The sequence below is a fragment of the Streptomyces zhihengii genome (assembly GCF_016919245.1).
Classification (GTDB): domain Bacteria; phylum Actinomycetota; class Actinomycetes; order Streptomycetales; family Streptomycetaceae; genus Streptomyces; species Streptomyces zhihengii.
Genome location: NZ_JAFEJA010000001.1, coordinates 511164 through 536189 on the forward strand (window position 1 = coordinate 511164; position 25026 = coordinate 536189).

At 73.6% G+C, this 25026-nt stretch carries 22 protein-coding genes and 1 riboswitch; of the genes, 16 read left to right on the plus strand and 6 right to left on the minus strand.

Going from position 1 to position 25026, the window contains the following annotated elements; translation table 11 throughout:
- Positions 1-264 precede the first annotated feature (264 nt).
- From JE024_RS02180 to JE024_RS02195, 4 genes are read left to right on the plus strand one after another with little or no spacing between them, the layout of a single operon-like run.
- Entirely contained in the window at positions 265-1455 is a 1191-nt protein-coding gene (locus tag JE024_RS02180; protein WP_244882538.1) for a polyprenyl synthetase family protein, read from the plus strand.
- The gene (locus tag JE024_RS02185) at positions 1452-3002 is read left to right on the plus strand and encodes a phytoene desaturase (protein ID WP_205371920.1); all 1551 of its coding nucleotides are present in this window, start codon (positions 1452-1454) and stop codon (positions 3000-3002) included. Before JE024_RS02180 ends, JE024_RS02185 begins: the two co-directional genes overlap by 4 nt.
- On the plus strand, positions 2999-4006 hold the full coding sequence (locus JE024_RS02190; protein WP_205371921.1) for a phytoene/squalene synthase family protein: 1008 nt from the start codon (positions 2999-3001) through the stop codon (positions 4004-4006). The genes JE024_RS02185 and JE024_RS02190 overlap by 4 nt, the downstream gene beginning before the upstream one ends.
- Entirely contained in the window at positions 4003-5034 is a 1032-nt protein-coding gene (locus tag JE024_RS02195) for a DUF5914 domain-containing Rieske (2Fe-2S) protein (RefSeq protein WP_205371922.1), read from the plus strand. The genes JE024_RS02190 and JE024_RS02195 overlap by 4 nt, the downstream gene beginning before the upstream one ends.
- 95 nt (positions 5035-5129) lie before the next feature.
- On the opposite strand, the gene JE024_RS02200 is transcribed toward JE024_RS02195, so the two are convergent.
- From JE024_RS02200 to JE024_RS02220, 5 genes are all read right to left on the minus strand, one after another.
- Complete coding sequence (locus tag JE024_RS02200) at positions 5130-6713, minus strand: FAD-dependent oxidoreductase (protein ID WP_205371923.1); 1584 nt, start codon at positions 6711-6713, stop codon at positions 5130-5132.
- Positions 6714-6769: 56 nt separating this feature from the next.
- Positions 6770-7990 carry a lycopene cyclase family protein gene (locus JE024_RS02205; RefSeq protein WP_205371924.1) on the minus strand — a complete coding sequence of 407 codons (1221 nt, stop codon included), beginning with the start codon at positions 7988-7990 and terminating at the stop codon, positions 6770-6772.
- Entirely contained in the window at positions 7987-9114 is a 1128-nt protein-coding gene (locus JE024_RS02210; protein WP_205371925.1) for a ferrochelatase, read from the minus strand. The genes JE024_RS02205 and JE024_RS02210 overlap by 4 nt, the downstream gene beginning before the upstream one ends.
- A 91-nt stretch (positions 9115-9205) precedes the next feature.
- Entirely contained in the window at positions 9206-9796 is a 591-nt protein-coding gene (locus tag JE024_RS02215; protein ID WP_205371926.1) for a lipocalin family protein, read from the minus strand.
- Positions 9797-9923: 127 nt separating this feature from the next.
- A complete protein-coding gene (locus tag JE024_RS02220; protein ID WP_205371927.1) occupies positions 9924-10808 on the minus strand; it encodes a helix-turn-helix transcriptional regulator in 885 nt (294 codons plus the stop codon).
- Between the two features lie 219 nt (positions 10809-11027).
- Here JE024_RS02220 and JE024_RS02225 point away from each other — a divergent pair, with 219 nt between their 5' ends.
- The 12 genes from JE024_RS02225 (at position 11028) to JE024_RS02280 (ending at position 23828) form a co-directional block, all read left to right on the plus strand.
- Positions 11028-12044 carry a zinc-dependent alcohol dehydrogenase family protein gene (locus tag JE024_RS02225; protein WP_205371928.1) on the plus strand — a complete coding sequence of 339 codons (1017 nt, stop codon included), beginning with the start codon at positions 11028-11030 and terminating at the stop codon, positions 12042-12044.
- 32 nt (positions 12045-12076) lie between these two features.
- Complete coding sequence (locus JE024_RS02230) at positions 12077-12484, plus strand: (R)-mandelonitrile lyase (protein WP_205371929.1); 408 nt, start codon at positions 12077-12079, stop codon at positions 12482-12484.
- Positions 12485-12649: 165 nt separating this feature from the next.
- Entirely contained in the window at positions 12650-13393 is a 744-nt protein-coding gene (gene cseB, locus JE024_RS02235; protein ID WP_205371930.1) for a two-component system response regulator CseB, read from the plus strand.
- A 1-nt stretch (position 13394) separates the two neighbouring features.
- Positions 13395-14726, plus strand: a complete 1332-nt coding sequence (locus tag JE024_RS02240) for a sensor histidine kinase (RefSeq protein WP_205371931.1) — start codon at positions 13395-13397, stop codon at positions 14724-14726.
- Positions 14727-14820: 94 nt separating this feature from the next.
- Positions 14821-15846: a D-alanyl-D-alanine carboxypeptidase family protein gene (locus JE024_RS02245; RefSeq protein ID WP_205371932.1), complete on the plus strand. Its 1026-nt coding sequence runs from the start codon at positions 14821-14823 to the stop codon at positions 15844-15846.
- 14 nt (positions 15847-15860) lie between these two features.
- Positions 15861-16841, plus strand: a complete 981-nt coding sequence (locus JE024_RS02250) for an endonuclease/exonuclease/phosphatase family protein (protein WP_372449852.1) — start codon at positions 15861-15863, stop codon at positions 16839-16841.
- 77 nt (positions 16842-16918) lie between these two features.
- Positions 16919-17758 (plus strand): DUF1963 domain-containing protein, encoded by an 840-nt coding sequence (locus JE024_RS02255; protein ID WP_205371933.1) that lies wholly within the window; start codon positions 16919-16921, stop codon positions 17756-17758.
- A 463-nt stretch (positions 17759-18221) separates the two neighbouring features.
- Positions 18222-18452: riboswitch (cobalamin riboswitch) on the plus strand.
- Positions 18453-18631: 179 nt separating this feature from the next.
- The gene (locus JE024_RS02260; protein WP_205371934.1) at positions 18632-19525 is read left to right on the plus strand and encodes a GHMP family kinase ATP-binding protein; all 894 of its coding nucleotides are present in this window, start codon (positions 18632-18634) and stop codon (positions 19523-19525) included.
- Complete coding sequence (locus JE024_RS02265) at positions 19522-20544, plus strand: cysteine synthase family protein (RefSeq protein ID WP_205371935.1); 1023 nt, start codon at positions 19522-19524, stop codon at positions 20542-20544. The genes JE024_RS02260 and JE024_RS02265 overlap by 4 nt, the downstream gene beginning before the upstream one ends.
- Positions 20541-21800, plus strand: a complete 1260-nt coding sequence (locus JE024_RS02270; RefSeq protein WP_205371936.1) for an ATP-grasp domain-containing protein — start codon at positions 20541-20543, stop codon at positions 21798-21800. The genes JE024_RS02265 and JE024_RS02270 overlap by 4 nt, the downstream gene beginning before the upstream one ends.
- Entirely contained in the window at positions 21793-23082 is a 1290-nt protein-coding gene (locus tag JE024_RS02275) for an MFS transporter (RefSeq protein WP_205371937.1), read from the plus strand. The genes JE024_RS02270 and JE024_RS02275 overlap by 8 nt, the downstream gene beginning before the upstream one ends.
- A complete protein-coding gene (locus JE024_RS02280; protein ID WP_205371938.1) occupies positions 23079-23828 on the plus strand; it encodes a class I SAM-dependent methyltransferase in 750 nt (249 codons plus the stop codon). The genes JE024_RS02275 and JE024_RS02280 overlap by 4 nt, the downstream gene beginning before the upstream one ends.
- Before the next feature lie 63 nt (positions 23829-23891).
- On the opposite strand, the gene JE024_RS02285 is transcribed toward JE024_RS02280, so the two are convergent.
- The gene (locus JE024_RS02285) at positions 23892-24872 is read right to left on the minus strand and encodes a ferric reductase-like transmembrane domain-containing protein (RefSeq protein ID WP_205371939.1); all 981 of its coding nucleotides are present in this window, start codon (positions 24870-24872) and stop codon (positions 23892-23894) included.
- Between the last annotated feature and the right edge of the window lie 154 nt (positions 24873-25026).

The following is a 25026-nucleotide window of genomic DNA, read 5'->3' on the forward strand; positions in this document are numbered from 1 at the left end:
GCTCACGCGACCGCGTGGCGGGCTCCCGCCGGCGGCCGGAAGACGGAGCACCCGGCCCTCGACCGTACGAACCCCCCGACGAGAGGTACCTTCATGCCCAGCGGCCCCACGGCGCGCGCCCCGGTCTCGACGAGCCGGCCCCCACACCGTCCGGCTCGGGACGGCGTGACGGGCGGTGCGCCGCCGGACGTGATCGCCCACGGCCGGCTCCGTACGGAACCGGCCCCCTCGGACGAACTCCCCGGACCCGGTGGGCGGTGTGTCGTGCCCGGCCGCGGTGCGCCCGCCGCTGCCGGGCACGCCGTCGGCCCCGACGCCGACCCGTCGCGTGCCGTCGAACAGGTGCTGCGGATCCATCTGCACGAGCGCGTGACCGAGGCGGCCGGTGTCGACCCGCTGTTCGCGCACGAGGTCGCGGCACGCGTGCAGTCCCTGACGATGCGCGGCGGCAAGCGGCTGCGCGCCCGCTTCGCCTGGTGGGGCTGGCGTGCGGGCGGCGGCTCCCCCGAGGGCCGCGGGGCGCGTGCCGCGCTGCGTCTCGGTGCCGCGCTGGAACTGATCCAGACATGCGCGCTGATCCACGACGACGTCATGGACGGCTCGTCGCTGCGCCGCGGGGCGCCCACGCTGCACGTGGACTTCGCGGACTTCCATGCCGCGTCCGGGATGCCCGGCGACCACGGAGGCTACGGGCGGGCCGCCGCGATCCTCGCCGGCGACCTGGCACTGGCCTGGGCCGACGACCTGGCCGGCGACACCGGGGCGGACGGCAAGGCGCAGCAGGCCCTGCTCGTCCCCTGGCGTCGGATGCGCCAGGAGATGGTGGCGGGCCAGTACCTGGACATGCGTTCCCAGGCGGGCTCCTCCTCCCCCGAACAGGCCCTGCGGATCGCCCTGCTGAAGACGGCGCTGTACACGGTCGAGCGGCCGCTGGCCCTGGGCGCGGCACTCGCCGGAATGGACGACCGCGACGCCGCGGCACTGTCCGCCGCCGGCCGGTGCGCCGGCGTGGCGTTCCAGCTGCGGGACGACCTGCTGGGCGTGTTCGGTGACCCCGCCCGCACCGGCAAGCCCTCGGGTGAGGACATCCGCAGCGGCAAGCTCACCTATCTGACCGCGGTCGCCCGCACGCGCTTGACGGAGGCCGGCGACACGGCCTCCCTGGGACTGCTCCACCGGGCCGTCGGCGACCTCGGACTGGGCGAGGAGGACATGCGGCGGGTACGCGGCGTCCTCGAGGATTCGGGCGCGCGGGGTGCCACGGAGGCGGAGATCGACCGCCTCGTCCGGCGCAGCCGGGAGCATCTGGCCCGCGTCCCCCTCCCCGCCTCCGTCGCCGCCGCCGTGTCCGGGCTCCTGGGCACCGCGGTCGGCGGCCGACCGGCCCGATCACCCGGCCACGCCGCGACGAGCGGCCCGCACGACATGTCGTCCGTCAGGGGAGAGCACACGTGAAAACCGTCCAGGGACCCACCGACCATGTGGTCGTCGTGGGAGCGGGCCTGTCGGGTCTGTCCGCGGCGCTGCACCTGCTGGGTGCCGGGCGGCAGGTCACCGTCGTCGAGCGCGACGCGCTGCCGGGCGGACGAGCCGGGCGTTTCGAGATGGGCGGCTACCACGTCGACAGCGGGCCGACGGTGCTGACCATGCCGGACATCGCCGACGAGGCGTTCGCCGCGGTCGGCGACCGTCTCGCCGACCGGGTCGAGCTCATGGAGCTGCACCCCGCCTACCGGGCGCAGTTCGCCGACGGCTCCCGGCTCGACGTGCACACCGGGGCGGAGGCGATGGAGGAGGAGATCCGGCGCTTCGCGGGAGACCGTGAGGCCGCCGGGTACCGGCGGCTCCGCCGGTGGCTCACCGATCTGTACGCCGCCCAGATGCGGCGGTTCATCGACAGCAACTTCGACTCGCCCCTGCAACTGCTCCACCCCGACCTGCTGCGGCTGACCCGCCTGGGCGCCTTCAACCGGCTGGATCCGCAGATCGGCCGCTTCCTGACGGACGAGCGGCTGCGCCGTGTGTTCTCCTTCCAGGCCCTGTACGCCGGTGTCGCTCCCGAACGCGCCCTGGCCGCCTACGCGGTGATCGCCTACATGGACACCGTCGCCGGTGTGTACTTCCCGCGGGGCGGGATGCACGCCCTGCCGCGCGCCATGGCCGAGTCCGCCGCCGGGGCCGGAGCGGAGTTCCGCTGGAACACCGAGGTCACCCGGCTGGAACGGCACGGCGGGCGGATCACGGCCGTGCACACGGCCGACGGCGACCGCATCCCCTGCGACGCCGTCGTCCTGACACCCGACCTGCCGGTCGTGCACCGCCTGCTGGGCCGGGCACCGCGCCGGCCCGTCGCCCTGCGCCACTCCCCCTCGGCCGTCGTCCTGCATGCCGGGACGGACCGGACCTGGCCCCAGCTCGCCCATCACACCATCTCGTTCGGCGCCGCCTGGAAGGGCACGTTCCGCGAACTCACCCGGCAGGGCGACCTCATGAGCGATCCGTCGCTCCTCATCACCCGGCCCACCACCCACGACCCGTCGCTCGCGCCGGAGGGAAAACACCTGCACTACATCCTCGCCCCCTGTCCCAACACCGACATCGGCCCCGGCGTCCGGGAGTGGCACGATCTGGCGCCCCGCTACCGGGACAGTCTGCTGACGGTGCTCGACAAGCGCGGTCTCGACAAGATCGCCTCGTCGATCGAGCAGGAGTGCCTCGTCACCCCGGCCGACTGGAGCGCCCAGGGCCACGCCGCCGGCACACCGTTCTCGGCCGCGCACACGTTCGCGCAGACGGGTCCCTTCCGGCCCCGCAACACGGTGCGCGGTATCGACAACGCGGTGATCGCGGGCTGCGGCACCACACCGGGGGTCGGGGTGCCCACGGTGCTGATCTCCGGGAAGCTCGCCGCGGCGCGCATCACCGGCCGGGGCGGCCGGCCGGGGCGCGCCCGCACCTCCGCCCCGCTCGCCACCGCCGTGTCCGGGGAGGGTGCGTCATGACGCACCGTGAGCTGGACGCCGCCGGCATCCACGACCCGGCGCTGCGCGCGGCCTACACGTTCTGCCGGCGGCTCAACGCGCGCCACGGCCGGACCTACTTCCTCGCCGCCCGTTTCCTGCCCGTCGAGCGCAGGTCCGCCGTCCACGCCCTGTACGGGTTCGCCCGGTGGGCCGACGACATCGTCGACGACCTGGAGAGCTCCGCCTCGCGGGCGGAACGCGACACGGCCCTGCGCGGGCTGCGGGAGCGGATGGACACCGGTCTGCGCACCGGCCGCAGCGAGGAGCCGGTGATCCGGGCGCTCGTGGACACGGCGGCGCGGTACGGCATCGACCACGCGTACTTCGCGGACTTCATGGAGTCGATGGCGAGCGACCTCGACGTCACGGAGTACGCCACGTACGAGGATCTCGCCCGGTACATGCACGGTTCGGCCGCGGTGATCGGACTCCAGATGCTGCCGGTGCTCGGCACGGTGGTGCCCCGCGCCGAGGCGGCACCGCACGCGGCGGCGCTCGGTGTGGCCTTCCAGCTCACCAACTTCCTGCGGGACGTCGGCGAGGACCTCGACCGCGGACGGGTCTACCTGCCGCTGGACCTGCTGGCGGCGCACGGTGTGGACGGCGATCTGCTGGCCTGGAGCCGCCGGACGGGGCGCGACGACCCGCGGATCCGGGCCGCGCTGCGGGCGGGCATCGCTCTGACGCGGGACGTCTACCGGGAGGCCGAACCGGGTCTCGCCATGCTGGACCCGGTGGCACGCCCCTGCATGCGCACGGCGTTCACGCTGTACCAGGACATCCTGGGCGCCATCGAATCGGACGGCTTCCAGGTCCTGCACCGGCGCGCGGTGGTTCCCCGCCGGCGACGGGCCGCCCTCGCTCTGGCGGCGGCGACCGGCGCCGTCCGGGCCCGGCGGGCCGGCCCGGGGCGCCCGGACGGCACTGCGCGGAGGCCATGGAGCACGGCGGTCGTGGCCGCGGAGAGGAAGACGGCGGGATGACGGGACGAGACGATGCGGGCGTGCGGCGCCGCGGGCTGCGGGACCGCGTGCCCCTGCGCCTGAGGAAGCCGGTCCCCTGGCACCGGCAGGGCGCAACCTGGCGGGAGGCGAGGCCCGCCGTGATCGCCGAGGCCCTGAAGTGGGCGAACACGCGGCCCTCCGGGAACTGGTACGTCCTCGGCGCGAGCAGTGCCGTCGGGGACGGAGCGCCGTTGGGAAGGACGGTGGCCGGCCACGAGGTGGTCGTCTGGAGGAACGGGGCGGGCCGGCTCGTGGCGGGCCCCGGCGCGTGCCCCCATCTCGGCGCCCCGCTCCGGGAGAGCCCGGTCGTCTGCGGGACCCTGGTGTGCCACTGGCACGGGCTGGCGCTGGACGGCGGCCCGTTCGCGGGCTGGGCGCCGTATCCGGTGCACGACGACGGGGTGCTGGTGTGGGTGCGGCTGGACGGCCCGGGGGGCGAGTCACCGCTGGAGGAGCCGGTGCTGCCCGCGCGGCCGGACCCCGCGCGCTCGGTGGCGGCCGTGTACACGACCGTCGGGACGTGCGAGCCCGAGGACGTCGTGGCGAACCGTCTCGACCCCTGGCACGGCGCGTGGTTCCACCCCTATTCGTTCGTCGACCTCACGGTGGACCGGTCGGCCGGTGATCCGGCGTCGAGTGCCGAGGACGGCTTCGCCGTCGATGTGGCCTTCAAGGTGGCGGGACGTGCCGTGGTCCCGGTCCGCGCGGTCTTCACCACGCCCGAGCCGCGCACCGTCGTCATGCACATCACCGAAGGGGAGGGCGTCGGATCCGTGGTCGAGACCCACGCCACTCCCCTGGGGCCGGACGCGCGGGGCAATCCGCGCACCGCGGTGACGGAGGCGGTGATCGCGACCTCGGAGCGGCCCGGCTTCGCCGCGGCCCGGGCGATGGCTCCGCTGCTCAGGCCGCTGATGCGCCGCACGGCGGGCCGGCTGTGGCGGGACGATCTCGCGTACGCGGAGCGCCGCTGGGCGCTGCGGAGCACCGGGCGGTTCCCCGGCTGAGCCCCGCTCCGGGGCCGTGGGTCGCACCCCCTGTCGGCGGCCCCGGGGCGGTCAGGGCCGGTCCCGGACGAGTGTCCGGGACCGGCCCGCCCATGTCAGGCGAGTGAGGCGAGCAGCCGCATGGCCCGGGACCTGCCGCGCCGGGGCACCGTCCAGAGGACCTGGCCGCGCACTCCCCACCGTTCGAGCAGCGCGTTCGCGGCGAGGAAGCCGCTGGTGGCCGCGCGTTCCATCAGGGCGACGGGCAGTTCGGTCCGCACCAGGTCACCCGCCATCACGAGCGTGGGGTCCGGGGTGCGCACCCCCGGCCGGTCCCCGTAGCCGCCCACCGGGAACAGGGGGCAGTCCGCGCGCCATTCGTGCCGCTGGTCGACGATGCGCGCGCCGGCGGTCTCGGGGTAGATCCGGTGCAGCTGCTCGATCAGCCGCTTCTGCTCGTCCGGCCGGTCGGCGCGGGGATCCTGGGCGTAGGCGTGCAGTTCGACCACGGAGCCGCCGGTGCGCGCGGCCCAGCGGGCCGCTTCCCCTTCCCAGCGTTCCAGGACGCTGACGTTGTCCAGGGAGGCGTAGCCGCTCGTGCCGAGGAAGCCGGCCCGCTCGGGGCGGACCGGGCGGTCGAGCCAGAGCCGGGAGACCAGGAACGGCGGGGCCGTGCGCAGTCGGTCGACGCCGTCCCGCCAGGCCGGATCGGCCAGTTCGGGCGACGCGGCGGCGACTGCCCGCAGCCCCGGCGTGTCGAGGGCGAGCACGGTGGCGTCGAAGCGGTCGGTCCGGCCGCCGGCCGTGACGTCGTGGCCGCCGCCCTCCAGCGGGGTGAGCGACTCGACCGGTGTCGCGGTGCGCAGCCGGACCCCGTGGCCCTCCAGGTAGGCGGCGAGCGGGTCCCACAGCGCCTGCGGGAACGGTTCGCCGGGGACGTCGAAGAGCAGGCCCTCGCTGGAGCCGAGGAAGTAGATGTGGAACATCAGCACCAGTTCCGCGGCCGAGAGTTCGCGCGGGTCCGCGAAGAAGCTGCGTGAGAAGACCTCGAAGGCGAGATGGTGCGCGGCCTCGGGGAAGCGGATGCCGGTGAGGAAGTCGTGGGCGCTGACGCGGTCGAGCGCGGTGTAGACGTCCGGCACGCGGACGTCGAGCAGGGGGAGCGCCGCTCTCGGGTCCATGCGTGCCAGGTCGCGGAAGCCGAAGGTGGGGCTGAGGGCGGCGAATCCGGCGGCGCTCCACGGGGGTGTCCGCGGCACCTTGGCGAAGCTGTCGCGCAGGCCGGCGCTGTGCTGGAGGGGGTAGTCCGGCACGGCGGTGAGCATGCCGAGCCCGCCGTCGGCCCGCCGCAGCAGCCCGCGCAGGTTGTAGTACTGCCGGAAGAAGGCGTGGAAGCCACGGCTCATGGTGACCCGGGAGCCGTCGTCCAGGTCGACCGGCCAGCCGGCCAGCCGTCCCCCGAGCGTGCCCTCGCTCTCGTACAGGGTCACCCGGGCTCCGCGTTCGGCGAGGCCGGTCGCGGCCGCGAGTCCGGCGATCCCTCCGCCGACGACGGCGACACGGGGCGCGTCCGTTGTGAAACGCGGGCGTCCCGCGGCCGGGCGCAGGATCTCCGCCTGCCGGTCCCTGCCGCGGCGTGGCGCGGCGTTCTCAGGTGTCCGTCGCGGGGTCACTTCAGCTCCTTCGGTGGTGGACGTCATGGGCGCGGCCGACGGGAGGCACCCCCTGGGGTGCCGGGCTGCCGGGGGTTCGCGCTTCACGGCGGTGTGGCACGCCGTCTGCGGAAGGGCAGTTCGGCGACGGTGCGCAGCATGGGCAGGACCGGGGTGCGGCACCCGATCAGCAGGTCTTCCCGGACACGGGTCCCGCCGTCGAGGAACCGCAGCATCCGTTCCATCGGCACCCGCCCGAAGAGACCGGCGAAGAAGTCGGCACCGTCGACCCGCCCCGTGTCGAGGGCCCGGAGCATGACGGCGTCCATCGCCCGTGACCGCCGCGCATGCGGACGCGGCGGGGCCGGCACCGCCCCGGTGCGCCAGGCGTCGGCGATCGCCCGGCTCTGCCGCTGCACGGCGGAGAACGTGTAGCCGGTGGCGGGCCTGGTGGCGCCTCCGCTCGTGCCGATCCGGAAGACCCTGTCACCGGCGCGGCGGGGGAACCGTGCGTCGGTCATGGGGATGACGCCCTGTTCGGTGTCCTGGACCTCGTACGTCCGCAGTCGCAGCACCTCGGTGGTGTACCGGTGCAGCGCCGCCTCGTAGGCGGCGGTGGACAGCGGTGCCGAGGAGAACTCGGTGTACTCGATCAGCGCGCGGTCCCCGCCGAGCGGGAGCAGGTATCCGAACGACAGGCCGTGTGCCGGCTGGGGCGTACGGAAGTCCATCAGGGTGGCGGTGTCCCCGCCGAAGGACTCGGGTCCGTCCGGGAGGCCGTCCGCGCGGACGAACCAGCCGCGGAAGTGCTGGAGGAGCGCGGTGCGGTGGGGAGGAAGCCGGGGCAGGGGGCGGGAGTCGTAGGCCCAGCGGGCGCGCAGCGTGAGCGGCCGCCCTCCCGGGAGGGTTCCCGAGACGCGCACCCCGCCGCCGTCGTCGTCGCGCACGGCGTCGACGGCGGCGGTCAGCCGTGTCACCAGGGAGGTGGCGTCGAGCCGGGCGCCGACCAGTTCCTCGAAGCCGCGCGACCGGATCATCTTGTACGTCCAGGGGTGCGGGCGGCTCTCCCATGCCTGGCCCCGGGGGCCGCGGACACCGAAGCTGTTCCACGACCGGACCACCGCGTCCTCGAACTCCCCCTCCCCGCGTTCCCAGAAGCACCACGTCCGCTCCGGCGGCCGCAAGGGGCCGCCGGGTGCGTCGATCAGGACGACACGGGGCGCGGGCCTGGCGCTCGTCGGCGAGGGCGGCACGGCCGTGAGCGCGTGCGCGAGGGACAGGCCCGCCGCACCCGCGCCCACGATGACGACATCCGCGTCGGTCACGGCTGGAGGCTGTCGGCTCCGGCGGCCGCGGGGCGGGGGGCCCGTGCGGGGCAGCAGCCGACCGGGCAGAGGTCGTGGCTCGCGCCGAGGGAGCCGAGGGCGCAGCGCTCGGCGTCGATGCCGCGTTCGGAGGCGGCGCGTTCCAGGAGCAGGTCGCGGACGGCGGCGGCGAAGCGGGGGTCGGCGCCGACGGTGGCGGAGCGGCGGATTGGCAGGCCGAGTTCGGCGGCCTTGGCGGTGGCCTCGGTGTCGAGGTCGTAGAGGACTTCCATGTGGTCGGAGACGAAGCCGATGGGGACCATGACGGCGGCCGGCGCCCCGGCCGTGTGCAGCGCTTCGAGGTGGTCGCAGATGTCCGGCTCCAGCCACGGGATGTGGGGGGCTCCGCTGCGGGACTGGTAGACGAGGTCCCAGGGGTGGTCGATGCCCGTCTCGTCGCGGACCGCGCCGGCCACGAGCCGGGCGACCTCCAGGTGCTGGCGGACGTAGGCGCCGCCGTCGCCGTGCTCGCCGGCGGGCCCCGAGGCGTCGGCCGCCGCGGTGGGGATGGAGTGGGTGGTGAACGCCAGGTGCGCGCCCGCCCTGATCTCCTCGGGCAGCTCCGCGAGCGAGGCGAGGACGCCCTCGGTCATCGGGCGGACGAAGCCCGGGTGGTTGAAGTAGTGGCGCAGCTTGTCCACACGCGGCGGGTGCAGGCCCTCCGCCCGCAGCGCGGCGATCGCGTCGGCGAGGTTCTCCCGGTACTGGCGGCAGCCGGAGTAGGACGCGTACGCGCTGGTCGCCAGGACCGCCACCCGCCGGTGCCCGGCCTCCGTCATCTCCCGCAGCGTGTCGGTCAGGTACGGGGCCCAGTTCCGGTTGCCCCAGTACACCGGCAGGCCGAGCCCGTGGCCCGCGAAGTCCTCCCGCAGCGCGTCCAGCAGCGCCCGGTTCTGGGCGTTGATGGGGCTGACACCGCCGAACAGGAAGTAGTGCCGCCCCACCTCCTTCAGGCGCTCCGTGGGGATGCCCCGGCCACGGGTCACGTTCTCGAGGAACGGGACGACGTCGTCGGGACCTTCGGGACCGCCGAAGGACAGCAGCAGAAGGGCGTCGTAGGGCGCTGGATCACGCAGATCGGACATCGGAGTGACTTCCTGTGCGGTGCGAACGGTGGAGCGCGACGACGGTGACGGATCCCCACGAGCGGGAGATCCGTCACCGGGAAAGCTGTGGTCAGCAGAGCGGACCGGTGTGGCCCCTACCCCCGTCCTGTCGCGTCAGGCGCAGATCGCAGGCGTCCACGCCCGCGTCCGTGAACGCCTCCACCGCAGCCGCCGTGTCCGTGGCGTCCGGCGCCGGAGTGCGCGAGAGGAGGAAGCCCGCGGACCGGTCGTCGTTGGTGACGGCTGCCCACGAGTAGTCCGAGGCGAGTCCCACGATCACATAGTTGGCGTCGTCACCGTCGGCGAACCCGCCGCCGGGCCGCGGAATGAACGAGACGTCGAGACGGGTGTTGGTGGCGTCGAGCGGGCGCGCCGCACCGTTGACCGCGCTCGTCGATCCCCACCAGGTGGTGCAGGTGTTGCGGACGCCGACCGTGCCGTCGGCCTGCGGGGTGTAGAGGGCCTTGACGTTCTTCTCGCACTGGATCTCGAAGAGCTGGGGCACCGCCGCCACCTGGTACCAGGCACCGGCGTACCGCGTGAGGTCGACGGTCTCCGCCGTCCGTTCCGCGGCGGTGGCCGGGGTGGCGAGCCCGGTCAGGGGGACGGCGGCACAGGCGAGGACGACTGCCGCACGGCGAACGAGGCGGTGGACCGACACACGTGCTCCTTGATCGAGGACGACGACACGGTGTGTTCCCCCGGTGACACCGGATCGGATTCACCTCCGCGGGGCGAAGTACCGCGGTACGTCCCGGAGCGCGCCGCGCACCCGAGTGCGGGGGGCGTCAGCCGGTGCGGGGTGCCGGTGAGGAAGACGGGGACGTGGCGGCCCAGGAGGCGAGCAGGCGCAGGCCCTCCTCGGACGGAGAGGCCGGTTCGGCGGTGTAGATCGTGAGGGTGAGACCGGGTTCGGCGGCCATCTCCAGTCCTTGGTAGGCGAGGGTCAGCTCGCCGACGACCGCGTGGTGGTAGCGCTTGAAACCGGTGCCGTGGAGGCGCACGTCGTGGGCGCCCCAGCGGGTGCGGAACGCGTCGCTGCGGGTGGAGAGTTCGCCGACGAGGTCGTGGAACTCCTTGTCGTGGGGGTTGCGTCCGGCTTCGGTGCGCAGGATGGCGACGGTGATGTCGGCGGCCTGGTCCCAGTCCGGGTAGAAGCGTCGGGCGTCGGGGCCGAGGAAGGTGAAGCGGGCGAGGTTCCCCTGGTTGTGGGGGTCGGCGTAGACGTCGGAGTAGAAGGCGCGGGCCAGCCGGTTGGCGGCCAGCAGGTCCATACGGCCGTTGCGGACGAACGCCGGGCCCTCGGTGACCGCGTCCAGGGTCCACTGCAGGCTCGGGTGCGGCTTCCACTGCTGGGCGGCACGGCGGCGCGGCCGGGCGAGGGCGTCGGAGCCGTCGGCGGCCTGCGCCAGGCGGAGCAGGTGGGCGCGCTCGGCGTCGTCGAGCCGCAGGGCGCGGGCGACGGCCTCCAGGACGGTCGGCGAGACGCCGGCGAGGTTGCCGCGCTCCAGCTTGGCGTAGTACTCGACGCTCATGTCGGCCAGGGCCGCGACCTCGCTGCGGCGCAGCCCGGGGACCCGGCGCCGCGGACCGGTGGGGAGCCCGGCCCGCTCAGGAGTGATCTTCGCTCGCCGCGAGGTCAGGAACTCGCGGACCTCTTCACGGTTGTCCACACCTCGACCGTACGTCCCGCGCTCGGCCGGAGGGATGTACTGGCGGTACACCCTTCGACCGTGCCTCGCTCGGAGCGCCGGGAGCGGGTTACCTGGATGACGGACGTGGTGCTTTCCGGCCCGCCGTCACGACGGGCACGCACCCGGCCCGCCCTGTACCCGGCGACGGCCCCGGACCTCCGGCGGCCGGCCGCCCCGGCACGCGAAGGAACCCCTCTCATGCGCGGCGCAGTGATCCACGCTCCCGGCGACGTCCGGTTCGAGACCCTGGACGACCCCAGGATCCTCCACCCCACCGACGCGGTCATCCGCACGGCCGTGACCTGCGTGTGCGGCTCCGACCTGTGGCCCTACCGCGGAGCGGAGCCGATCGGCGACCCCCACCCGATGGGCCACGAGTACGTGGGCTTCGTCGAGGAGGTCGGCTCCGCCGTCACCTCGGTGAAGCCGGGCCAGTTCGTCGTCGGATCGTTCGCGACCTCCGACAACACCTGTGCGAACTGCCGGAACGGCTTCCCGTCGAACTGCCTGCACCGCGAGTTCATGTCGACCTGCCAGGCCGAGTACGTGCGCATCCCCAACGCCCAGGGCACCCTGGTCGCCACCGGCGAGGTGCCGGACGACAGCCTGTGGCCGGGCCTGCTGGCCGTCTCCGACGTCATGGGCACCGGCTGGTGGGCCGCGGACGCCGCCGAGGTCACGCCCGGCTCGACGGCCGTGGTGGTCGGCGACGGCGCGGTCGGCCTGTGCGCCGTGATCGCGGCGAAGGAGCTGGGCGCCGAACGGATCATCGCCATGTCACGGCACGAGAGCCGGCAGAGGCTCGCCGTCGAGTTCGGCGCCACCGACATCGTCTCCGAGCGCGGCGAGGAGGGCGTCGAACGGATCAGGGAACTGACCGGAGGAATCGGCGCGGACAGCGTGCTGGAGTGCGTCGGCACCGCGGAGTCCATGTCCCAGGCCCTGCACTCGGCCCGGCCGGGCGGCAACGTGGGCTTCGTCGGCGTGCCCCACGGCGTCGCCGTCGACGGACAGGAGCTGTTCTTCTCCCACGTCGGCCTGCGTGGCGGCCCCGCCCCCGTCCGCCGCTACCTCACCGACCTGATCGACCGCGTCCTCGACCGCCGCATCGACCCCGGCAAGGTCTTCGACCTCACCCTTCCGCTGGAACAGGTCGCCGAGGGCTACCGGGCCATGGACGAGCGCCGCGCCGTCAAGACCCTCCTCACCCCCTGACCTGTCCCGCCTTCCCTGCAAAGGAGCAACCCGTGCAGATCACCCGCAGCTCGATCGACACCGCCAAGGGCCCGGCCGACTGGTTCACCGGCGACGTGTACATCGACGCGGTCGCCGCCGCCCCCGCCCCGTCCCGGGTCACCGCGAACCTGGTGCACTTCATGCCCGGCGCCCGCACCCACTGGCACCGCCACCCGCTGGGCCAGACCGTCTTCGTCACCGAGGGCATCGGCCTGTGCCAGCGCCGCGGCGGACCGGTCGAGATCATCCGCCCCGGCGACCGCGTCCTGTTCGAAGCCGACGAGGAGCACTGGCACGGCGCCGCCCCGAACCGGCTCATGGTCCACCTCGCCGTCAACGAGGGCGACGCCGACCACGACGTCGTCCACTGGCTGACCCCCGTCACCGATGCCGAGTACGCCGCCGCCCCGGCCGTCTGAATCCTCACCCGGGCGGGGCCGTAGGCGCGTGAGGCGCCGTCGACCGCCTCGGCACCGACGACGAGATCGCCCAGGCCGTCGTGTGGTTCCGCAGCGGCCGCGGGCTGTGCCGTTGTGACGTGGCAGGATGGTGCGCCTCCCGTTTCCACGCCCCGGAGGAGATCCATGTCCGTTTCGTCGGCCGGCCACGGCGCGCCGCCGCCCGTCGCGGTGCTGCTCGTCGAGGACGACGAGGTGATCCGTCGATCCGTCGAACTGGCGCTGGGGCGCTACGGGTACCGGGTCACCGTGGCCGGGGACGGCCTGACCGGGCTGGAGATGTTCCGGGAGGGCGGGCACGATGTGCTGCTGCTGGATGTGATGCTGCCCGCGCTGGACGGCATCGGACTGTGCCGCCGGATCCGTGAGTCCAGTACCGCCCCGATCCTGATGATGTCCGCGCGGGGCGACGCGCTGGACGTGGTGTCCGGGCTCGAGGCGGGGGCCGACGACTACGTGGTCAAGCCCGTCGACACCGCCGTGCTGGTGGCCCGCATCCGCTCACTGCTCCGGCGTGCCACGCTCGTGCCGGCCGGGGCGGGGGCGACCGGCGCGGCTGCGTCCGGCGCCGCGGAGGACGCCCGGACGCTCGCCTTCGGTGATCTGAGGGTCGACACGGAGGGGCTCGTGGTGTCCGTGGCCGGCACGCCGGTCGCGCTGGCCCCCACCGAGCTGCGGCTGCTGCTGGAGTTCGCCGCGAACCCCGGCGTCGTACTCGACCGGCAGACGCTGCTGCGCAACGTGTGGGACTACGGGTGGGACGGCGACTCCCGGGTCGTCGATCTGTGCGTGCAGCGACTGCGTCGCAAGATCGGACCCGACCGCATCGAGACGGTCCGCGGCTTCGGGTACAAGCTGCGGCGGAGCTGACGTGGCGGCCGTACGCGCGCTGCTCGATCCGCGCTCGCTGCGGTGGAAGTCCGCCCTGCTGCTGACGATCGCCTGCTCCACCGTCGCACTGGCCGTCGGGCTGCTGGTCCACGACAGCACCCTGGACCGATCGATGAACGACGGTGCGGCCAGGGCCATGACCGAGCTCTCCCGCTCGGTGGACCGGTACGAGCGGACCGGGGTGCGGGCCGACGGCGACATCACGCAGGCCGGGGCCATGCCCGACGAACTGCTGCGCGAGCTCGCGGACGGGCGCGGGACGGCCGGTGGGGCTGTCGCCACCTGGTACGAGGACAACCCCTCCCACCCCTCCATGTGGGCGGCACAGCTGCACGACGACCGGCCCTACGCCGTGCGCGTCGACATGACTCCCGATCTGCACTTCCGGCAGGCCCTGGACCGGCACATGTGGAAGTACTCCCTGGTGGCGCTGGCCGTCGTCGTCCCCCTGTCGGTGCTCGCCGCGGAACTGCCCCACCGCAGACTCCAGCGGATCGCGCGGACCGCACGCCGCATCACCGCAGGCGACCTGACCGCACGGACGTCGGCGGACGGCGGAGGCCGGGGCGGGGACGGAAACGGGGGCGGCAGCCGGGGCGGAGGCGGGGACGAGATTCGCGACATCTCCGCCGCTGTGGACGCCATGGCCGACAGCCTGCACGAGCGCCTGCGCACCGAGCAGCGGTTCACCGCCGACGTCGCCCACGAGCTGCGCACCCCGCTGATGGGACTGGTCACCGCCAGCGGGCTGCTCGCCGAGGGCGAGGCCACCGATCTGGTCAGGAACCGGGTGCGGGCGCTGTGGGCCCTGGTGGAGGACCTGCTGGAGATCTCCAGGCTCGACGCGGGCGCGGAGAGCGCGGAACTGCGGCCGGTGCCGCTGGCCGAGGTGGTCGCCGACTCGCTGGCACGGACCGGCTTGGAAACGACGTTCACCGCGGCTGCCGGGTCGTCGGCCGAGACGGATCCGCGCCGGCTCGACCGGATCGTCGCCAACCTGGTCGTCAACGCGCACCGGCACGGCGGTACGCCCGTGGAAGTGTCCGTCACGGCAGGCACCGTCACCGTGCGGGACCACGGTCCGGGTTTCCCGGCCGAGCTGCTGGCGCGGGGACCGCAGCGCTTCCGCACCGGGGCCGCCGAACGCGGTCGCGGGCACGGGCTCGGGCTGACCATCGCCCTGGGCCAGGCACGGGTCATCGGCGCCCGGCTGGACTTCGCCGACGCTCCCGGTGGCGGGGCGGTGGCGACACTGCGGCTTCCGGTCGCCGATACGCAGCCGATACAGGGCCGACGGCCGGCCGAGCGGTGACGGACACCATTCCACGGCTTCACGGAGATCCGCGCCCCGCACAGTGGGCGGCGTGCGCGAACGCCGCGCACCTGCCTCCGGAGGTGCCCCTCTCATGTCCCTGGTCCCCGCTCCCCACCGAACCGGCGCCGGCCCGGCCGAGCCGTCCGGCCCCGGTGGGCCGCCGGAGAAGCGGTCCCGTTCCCGGACGCGTCCGGCCGCCGTCCGCTCCGCGGGCGTTCTCGCCCTGGCCGCCCTGGTGTCCCTCGCCGCCTTCGTGGACACCGGCAGGAGCGATCCGGCAGGCGGCCCGCGAGCCGCGGCACCCCCGGTCTCCTGGCCTGCGGAGGGCCAGGCGGGCATCGTGGTCGAGGGTTTGGGGCCCCGGGGCGAGCTCGGCACGGCGGGCGCGCGGGAACCGGTGCCGATCGCCAGCGTGACCAAGGTGATGACGGCGTACGTGATCCTGCGCGACCACCCGCTCGCCGCCGACGGCGCCGGGCCCCGGATCACCGTCGACGAGCAGGCCGGCAACGAGTCCTGGTCCGGTGTGGAGTCGACCGTCCCGGTGCGCGCGGGACACCGGCTCGGCCAGCGCCGGCTGCTGGAGTACCTGCTGGTCGCCTCCGGGAACAACATCGCCCGGCTGCTGGCCCGTTGGGACGCGGGCTCGGAGGAGGCGTTCGTCGCGAAGATGAACCGGGCCGCCGAGGACCTGGGGATGCGCCACACCGCGTACACCGACGCCAGCGGTCTCGCGCCCACGAACGTCAGCACCGCCCGGGACCAGCTCGTACTGGCCCGGCAGGTGATGCGGGACGCGGCATTCCGGTCCATCGTCGCCCAGAAGGAGACCACGGCCGCGGAGGTCTCCGGACCGATCGGCAACACCAACGCCCTGCTCGGCGAGGACGGGGTGATCGGCGTCAAGACGGGCTCCAGCACCCCGGCGGGCGGCAATCTGATGTGGGCGGCCGTGGCGCCCGACCGCGACGGCCGCAACCGGATGATCATCGGCGTCGTCCTCCACCAGCGCGCCGGGACCGACCCCCGGCAAGGCATGGATTCCGCCTTCGCCGCCGGCCGCACGCTGGTCCGGGACGCGCGGCAGTGGCTGTCGACGACGTCCGGACCGCGGTGAGGCGCGCCGTGACCATCCATGGGCAACGGCCCGACACCTCGCCCGCCCTTGTCCGGACACCGTGCCGGCGCCCGGTCCGCGGTGCCTGGCGGCGGGGAAGGGCCGTTGCCGTCGTGGCGTCGGCGACCGCGCTGGTGCTGCTCGGGCACCGGGGCGTTCCCAACAGGTTCGGCCGGCTGGGCAGTCTCGTGGAGACCTTCCTCCCCTGGACGGGTGCCCTTGTCGTGGTCCTGCTGCTGTGCGCGGCACTCCGGCGCTCCGCCGCCGCCGCGGCGGCGGCCGTCCTGTCCGCCGTCGTGTGGGCCACGACGTTCGGTGGCACGCTCGTCGACAAACGGGCGGACGGCGGGAACATCACGGTCGTCACCCACAACGTCCGCGAGGACAACCCCGATCCGGCAGGCACCGCGCGGGCCGTGGCCGCCGCCGACGCCGACGTCGTCGCTCTGCAGGAGCTGAACGGAACGGCCACGGCGGCCTATCGCAAGGCAATGGACGGCCACTACGCCCACCGGTCCGTACAGGGCACGGTCGGTCTGTGGAGCCGCTATCCGATCACCGACAGCGCCCCGCTCGACATCGCGCCCTGGCCCCGTGCCCTGCGCGCGACGGTGCGGACACCGCACGGCCCGGTCGCCGTCTACGCGGTCCACCTGCCGTCGGTGCGGCTGTCGCCCGCCGGCTTCGGCACGCGGGCGCGCGACTCCGCCGCCCTGCGCCTCGCCGCCGCCCTGCACGACGAGCCGCTCCCCCGGGTCGTCGTGGTGGGCGACCTCAACGGCACCGTCGGGGACCGGGGGCTGTCCCCGGTCACCTCCCGACTGCGCTCCGCCCAGGCCGAGTCCGGCGCCGGATTCGGCTTCAGCTGGCCTGCCGCGCACCCGGTGGCCCGCATCGACGAGATCCTGCTCCGGGGCATCACCCCACGCGCCGCCTGGAACCTGCCGGCCACCGGCAGCGACCACCTGCCGGTGATGGCGGCACTGCGACTGTGACGCCGGAGGTGATCTCCGAGGGGCGCGACGCCGTCCGGCCGAGGTCTGCTGTCGGTACCGGCCGCTAGGTTGCTCGTATGCGTCCCGAGATGATCGAAAAGCTGGATCGAGTCCGCGAGAAGGCGCTCGCGCGCGGCGTGCCGTCCGCGGACGTCGAGAGGTGGCTGGCCGCCGCCCGCCCGTGCGTGACCCTGGCCCCGGACATCGACGGTCCGGTCGTCGGGCGCCTGGGCGGCCCCGTGCTGCTGCCCGCCGACGCCCCCCAGGTCCCGGACCGGCTGCGCCTGATCGCGTCCCTGGACCTCGCGGCGATACCGGAGCGCGCGACGAGTCTCCCGCTGCCGCCTGACGGCCGGCTCCTGCTGTTCGCCCACATCGACCACGACGAGGCAGAGGCATCGGGCAGGGCCGTGTACGTCCCGGCCGGTACACCCGTCGAGGAACGCCACGGCGGCGACGGCGGCACGTGGGGCCACCCGCTGAACGACATGGACTCCCTCCTCCAGGGGGATCTGCGGCTGGGTCACGATGTGTCCCTGCCGGACAACTCGGTGCTCTTCGACCCGGACGAACACCCCCGTGCCGCGGATCTGCGCGCGGCGTGGTCGCAGGTGCGGGAGGAGGACTGGGGGCGCCTGGCAGGCACTCACCTGCAGCTCGACGGCTACTCCACGGACTCCTACGGCGAGGCCGACCCGATCACCGGGGCCGCGGCGCGGGCGGCGCTGGCCGCGGGGAAGGCGGTGCCCGGGACGGCCGGCCCGTGGGAACAGCCCGGCCCCGAGGACTGGGCGCTGCTCGCCCAGTGGAGCGGCCACATCGACGGCTACGTGTACTGGCCGATCGCCAGGAAGGACGTGGCGGCACGGCAGTTCGACCGGGCCGGCGTGCTGGGGTTCTTCGAGGGCCCGCTGTGAGGCTCCGGCTGCCGAGGCCCTGACGTCACACCGTCCCGGACCGGTCGACGCCCGAAGGCGGCGGCCGTCCGCTCGCATGCCGTCCCACACGCACCTCCCCGGTCGCTCCTGCTGGGTCCACACCAGAAGTCGGCCGGTGCCACGGGCGGGTTCCCGGGAGGTGCAGTGGCGTGCGTCACAGCAGCACGCGCGCGAGGGGAGCAGTGCCACCGGTCGCGCGACTGGCGCAGAGGCGCCGTTCTCCGCGACCCGTCGCCGTGTGCGGCGGACGCTCTGCGTCAGCCGGGGCTGCCGGGCGTGTCCGGGTACGGGACGGCCTGGGCCGTTCAGGTACGCCGCGCACGCGCAGGGCGGACTGACACACCGTCACCGTCACTTCCGCCCCACCCGTTCGCTCACGGCGTGTCACCGGTGACAACGAGACATTCTCGGGGGCGCTCTGTCGCGACACGAACAGGCCACCTACGCTGATCCGCGCAGTCGGTTCGCACCGCCGGCCAGGCGGTGCGTCGCAAGAGGGAACCCGGTGGAAATCCGGGACTGTCCCGCAGCGGTGAGTGGGATCGAAAGCCGTCATCAGCACTGGGGGTCGTGCGGGACCCCGGGAAGCGACGGCCGGTAGGCGCAGGAACCGGGCAGTCGCCCGTCCTGCACGCCCACGAGTCCGAAGACCTGCCACTGCGCGCGTGCCACCGGCACGCGCTGTTCGCTGCGGCCTCGTGGGTTGGGCCGGTGGTGCGCTGGAACCGTGCGCTCACGCGTGCGCTCTCGCCGCCCCGAACCCCCGGGTCCGGCCGACGAGAGAGGACACGGCGTGACCACCGCACACCTCGACGACCGGCCCGTGCCGGTCCGGACGGCACACCTCACCCCATGCTGACGCCCGATGCCGCTCCGCTGGGCCGCGGCTTCACCGGTGTCTGCCACGGCACCCTCGGAGAGCTCTACCAGGGCCCGCTGCGAGCCGGGCCGGACCCGGACATCGCCGTGGTGTCCTTCCCCTTCGACCGGCATTCCTGGGTCCACTTCACCCCGGAGGGGGGTCCCGGGCCGCTGCCCGGATCCCTCCCGCTCGGCGAGAAGACACAACGGGCCGTGCGCCTGTTCCTGGAGCGTACGGGGCGCACCCTGCCGCCCGGGCGCCTCAGCGCCCACAGTGATCTCACCGTCGGGGTGGGGATGGCCAGTTCCACCGCCGACATCGTCGCGGCGCTGCGCTGTCTGTTCCGGGTCTTCGCGCTGCCGGAGGACCCGGACGCGGTGAGGGATGTGCTGGCCTCGATCGAACGCGCGGACAGTGTCTTCCTCGAGGAGTTCGCCCTGTACCTGAGCGCACGCCACCGGGTGGTGCGCCGGCTGGGCACCGGAACGGTCTTCCACACCGCCTTCGTGACGGAGCCGGGAACGGTCGACACCTCGGCCACCACACCGGTGCTGCTCCGGCACTACCGGCGCCGCGGCGACGAGTACGAACGCTGCCTGACGGACCTGCTCAAGGGGTTCTCCACCGGTGACGCGCCCGCCGTCGCCCGCGCGGCCACCACCAGCGCCGTGCTCTCCCAGGAAGCCCTGCCCAAGCGGACCTTCTCGGCGGTGCTGGCGCACCGCGAGGAGTTCGGCGCGGACGGCGTCTTCGTCGCGCACACCGGCTCGCTCGTCGGCTACCTCTTCGCCCGGCGGCCCGCTCCCTCCCTCAAAGGAGAACTCTCCGCGTTCTACCGCTCCCTCGGACACCCGTGCACGTTCGCCCAAGGAGGCTTCGCGTGATCCATCCGCACGTCGCAGACGCCGTCAAGCGTCCCGACCTGGTCCGCCTGACGGACTCCGTGGTCCTGCTCCGGTTCGAGTCCATGAAGATCTACTCGGCGCTCGCCGCCGTCCGCCACCTCCTGGAGCGGGGCACCGTCTCGCCGGGGCAGACACTCGTCGACAGTTCGAGCGGCATCTACGCCTACGCCCTGGCGCTCGCCTGCCACCGGTACGGCATGCGCTGCCACATCGTGGCGTCCACGACCGTGGACGCCACGACCCTGGCCCAGCTGGAGGTCCTGGGCGCCACGGTCGAGCAGGTCCGGCCCTCTCGGAACCTCAAGCTGGACCAGGAGTTACGGGTGCGGCGGGTGCGGGCCTACCTGGAGGAGCGGCCGGACGCCCACTGGATGCGCCAGTACCACGACGACGTGCACTACCTCGGATACCAGGAGGTTGCCGACCGGGTGGCCGCCGCCCTGCCGGACCGGCCCCTGACGGTCGTCGGGGGCGTCGGATCGGGCGCGTCGACCGGCGGGCTGGTGGAACACCTGCGACGCGACGACCCGTCCGTGCGCCTGGTGGGCGTGCAGCCGTTCGGCAGTGTCACCTTCGGCAGCCAGGACCACCACGATCCCGAGGCGATCATCGCCGGAATCGGCTCGTCGATCGTCTTCGACAACGTGCGCCACCACCTGTACGACTCCCTGCACTGGATGGACTTCACCCACGCCATGGCGGGGACGGTGGCCCTCCTGCGCGACCACGCGGTCTTCGCCGGGCTCTCCACCGGGGCCGCCTACCTCGCGGCCGTCCACGAGACCCGGCGGCTCCCCGACCAGACGCACCTGGTCGTCGGCGCCGACACGGGGCACCGCTACGTCGAACGCGTCTACCGGCGCCACGCCGAAGCCCTCGACACAACGCTCCTCAAGCCCGTCGAGGTCGGCTCCCCCGAGGACATGGCCATGCCCTGGTCGACCATGGCGTGGAACCGCACCCCCTGCCCCGCGCACTGGAAGGAATCCGCAGCGTGACCCTGGTCTGCCTGGAATCGCTCTCCTTCGGCCTGGGCCATCTGGTCCGTGCCGCCGACGCCCTGGGCGAGCGGCTGCGGCTGCTGACCCGCGACCCGTCCTACTACCGCTACGAGCTCGACCGGCTGCCCGCGGACGCCGTCGACGTGACGGAGGTGGACACCTTCGACACGGAGGCCGTCGCGGCGCTGCTCGCGGCGACACCGGATCTGCGGGGACTGATCGGCTCGACGGACACCTGGATGCTGGTGGGCGCGGAGCTGACGGCCCGGTTCGGGCTTCCGGGGCTGGACCCCGCCGTGCTGCGGCTGTGCCGCGACAAAGCCGCGGTGCGCGACCTGCTGCACACCGCGGGGCTGGCTCGCTCGCGGGCGGTCCGGGCGCCGGACGCCGCTCCGGCGGAGTTCGCCGCGCTGGTCGCCAAGGAGACCGGATTCCCCGCCGTGGTCAAGGACACCGCCGGCACGGGCAGCCAGAACGTCTGGCTCGTCCGGGACGAGGGCGCTCTGGACGCCGCCCTGCGGGAGGCCGCCGAAGGGCAGCTCAAGGGCGAGCTGTTCGCCGAGCCCTACCTCGCCGGTCCCGTCTACAGTGCCGAGACCCTGACCTGGGACGGTTCCACCCGCCTGCTGGGCGTCTCCAGCCGTCTGATGTCCCCCGAGCCCCGCTTCCGCGAGGAGATCACCGCCTTCCCCGTCGCCTTCCCCGAGCGGAGCAGGGCGGAGCTGGAGCGCTGGCTCGACGGCGTCCTCGCCGCCGTGGGGTACACCGACCGGTTCGCCCATGTGGAGTTCGCGCTCACGTCGGACGGGCCCGAGGTGATCGAGATCAACCCGCGCATCGGCGGTGCGCTGGTCGGCGAGGGCATGTGCCGGGCGCTCGGATACAACGTCTACGAGGCGATGGCGGAGACGGCGCTCGGCCGCCGGCCGCGCCTGATGGACGCCGACCTGCCGGGCGGGCCGGCGGTCGCCTTCGTGCTCGGCTACCCCGCACGGCCCGGTGTGTTCACCGGGGTCGAGGGCCTCGACCGGCTGGCGGACCTGCCGGGGTCGCCCGTCTGGTATCCGGTCAAGCAGGCCGGTGACCGGATCGAGCATCTGGACGACAGCCGCGGATACGCGGGCATCGTCTACGCGGAGGCGGAGACCGCGGAACTGGCCACCCACCGCGCCGTCGCGGCGGCCAACACCGTGCGGGTGCTCACCGAGGCGATCCCCGGCGACACACCGGCGGAGCGTCCGGTCCGTGGCTGAACGCGTCGCGGCCGGCGGGCCGTTGCGGGCGACCCTCGCGTCCCTCGGCGGCCCGCTGCGCTTCCTGCTGCTGAGCTCGTTCCTGATCCCGCTCGGCAGCTTCATGGTGCTGCCGTTCATGTCGGTCTTCCTGCACGAACGCCTCGGCATGGGGCTGGGCGCGGTCGGTGTGGTCCTCGCGGCGGCATCCCTGGTGCAGTTCTCCGGGGGTGTCGTCGGCGGCGCGGTGGCGGAGCGCATCGGGCTGCGGAGAACGATGACCTGGGCACTCGTCATCCGGACGGCCGGTTTCGTGGGGCTGCTCGCGGCGCTGCGCTGGCCGCCGCTGGCCGTGGGGGCGCTGATCCTCACCTGCTGCGGGGCGGCGCTGTACCTGCCGGCGAACAAGGCGTACCTGGTGGACGGCGTCGACGAGGAACGGCGCCCGGTGTTCCTGTCGGCGGGCAACGCCGCGCTCAACGCCGGGATGGCGGTGGGGCCGCTGGTGGCGGGGCCCTTCGTGCTGTCGTCACCGGCTCCGCTGTTCCTCGCGGTGACCGCTCTGTTCGCCGTGGTGACCCTCGGGCACGCGCGCCTGCCGGCGTCGTCCGGGGGCGACCGGCCGGCCTCGGAGGGCCCCCGGCAGGGCCTCCTCACCGGGATCGCCGTGCTGCCGTTCGCCGCCAACGCCCTGGCCTTCTACCTCTACTTCCACTTCCAGCACTATCTCGCCGTGTACGCGGTGGAGCGGGCGTCCGCCTCGTTCTACAGCCTCGTGCTGCTGCTCTGCTTCGTGCTGGTGATCGTCGTGCAGCCGCCCGCCTCCGGACTGATCCGGCGCATGCCCTACCCGGTCGCCCTGGCCGCCGGGTTCACCGGGCTCGCGGCGGGCCTCGCGGTGCTCTCCCTCGGCACACGGCCCGCCCTGCTGGCCGGCGGCGCGCTGATCACCCTGGGCGACATCGTCCTCTTCCTGAAGAACGACCTGGAGGCGCTGGCCCGCAGTCCGCGTTCCGACGCGGTGGTCTTCGGGCAGCAGCGGCTCGCCGCCGGGCTCGGCGCGTGCGCGAGCGGGGTGCTCGGCGGACAGCTCTACGGGTTCGCCGAACAGGGCGGCGGCACGGGGTGGTTCTGGCTCGTCGCCGCCGCCCAGTGCCTGGTCCTGCCGCTGCTGCTGCTCCCCCTGTGGCGCGGGTCCGACCCGATGCCCACCGACCACGCCGGCCCGAAGGACGGCACCGGCACCGACGCCACCGAGCTCTCCCTCCGGCCACCCACCGAAAGGAACCCCGATCCCCGATGACGCACACCGGCGGATTCCAGGACGACGACTTCTGGATCGAGTTCTACGACTTCCTCTTCTCCGAGCAGCGCTACACCCAGGCCGGGGAACTCCTCGACACCTCCCCCCTGCTGTCCTTCCCCGCCGGGGCACGTGTGCTCGACCTGTGCTGCGGCCCCGGAGTGTTCACCGTCCCCCTGGCGCTGCGGGGCATCGAGGTGACCGGTGTGGACCGCAGCGCGGCACTGCTGGAACGGGGACGAAAGCGTGCCGCCGACGCGGGCGTGGCACCCCGGTTCACCGAGGCGGACGTCCTGGAGTACCGGGCCGAGGGCCGGTACGACGTGGTCCTCAACATGTTCACGTCCTTCGGCTACTTCGAGGACCCGGCCGACAACGCCCGGGTGCTGCGCACCATGCACGACTCCCTGGTCCCGGGCGGGACCCTGGTGCTCGACGTGGCGGGCAAGGAGCTGCTCGCGCGCAAGGTCGTCCCGCCGAAGGTGGTGCAGCGCGGCGACGACCTGATGGTGCAGACGGACACGGTGCTCGACGACTGGGCCCGGCTGCGGAGCGACTGGGTGCTGGTGCGCGGTGAGCGGGTGACGCGGGCGAGCCTCGTGTGGTTCGTCTACAGCGCCGTCGAACTGCGGGCCATGGTCCGCGAGGCCGGTTTCGGCGAGGTCGAGGTGTACGGCGGCTTCGACGGCCGCCCCTACGACCAGGACGCGGAACGCCTCCTCGTGCGGGCTGTCCGGACGGCCTGACGACGCCCGGAGGGGCGCACGGACTCGGTCCGTGCGCCCCTCGTCCTTCCTCCGTGGGCCCGCTCAGCCGTCCTCGTGCTCGTGGAGTGCCGCCGCCGGTGGATCGGCGGGCCGCGGCCTGCCGCCGTCCCGTCCCGAGAACGTCACGGCGAGGATGCCGACCACGACGGCGAGGACGAGGACCCGGCCCGCGACACGCAGGGTCCAGCCGACCGCCTGCCGGCCGCTGGGGGCGCCGAGCCGCTCGCCCCGCCGTGCCGGGCGCAGAAGCCGGACGAGGAGCAGCACGGCTACGGGAAGTTGGAGGATCCACAGCATGGTGCGCGGCCAGTCCCCGTACCAGACGTTGGTGCCGTAGAGCAGGGTGTGCCAGACACTGAGCACGTAGACGACGATGACGAACCGGTGGAGTCTGCGCCACGTGTTGGCGCCGATGCGGTGCCGTACGTAGAAGAGGAGGCCGAGCGGCACGGCGAGGTACAGAGCGGCCTGTCCGACGGGAATCGCGATCTGACCGGTGCCGGAGTCGTACCAGCCGGGGACGAAGCTGTCCGCGAAGCCCGCCCATATGCGTTCCGCCCAGCCCATCGCGGCCTCGTACCGCACCAGTTCGGCCATGAACATCAGGGCGTGCGCGGCCATCAGCGCCATGGTGGTGAGGCTGGTGGTGCGGTGCCAGCGCTCCAGGGTGGCGTGGGACACCGGCAGCCTGCCCGTACCCGGTCCGGACAGCAGGAGCCCCAGCATCACCGTGCCCCAGGCCCAGAGCAGTCCCGACCAGCCGAACGCCTGGCTGAGCAGATACATCCAGTAGGTGTCGGGGTCGTCCATGAAGGGCATCACCGCGACGGTGTCGCCCACACCCTCCTTCATCCGGAAGTACAGGAAGAGGAACACGGCCCCGGTGATCACCACGGCGGCAGCCGCGTCCGGCAGTGCCGCACGCAGGTCACCTCGCAGTGTGACGCGCCCACCGGGCCGTGCACCCGACTCCTCTGTTGTGCCGGCTCTCCCGGCAGACTGCTGCGTCACCTCGGGCTGCATCCTCGGCCTCTCGCGCCGGCGCACTCACTGGATGGGGACTCCAGTGTGGCGGAAGTGACGTGAGGCGACGGAGACGTGATCCAGTCAGAGAACACCGTTCGAGGTGGGTCCGCTGGCCGGATCCCGCCGCTGGGCCCGCCCGCGCGCGGGCGCC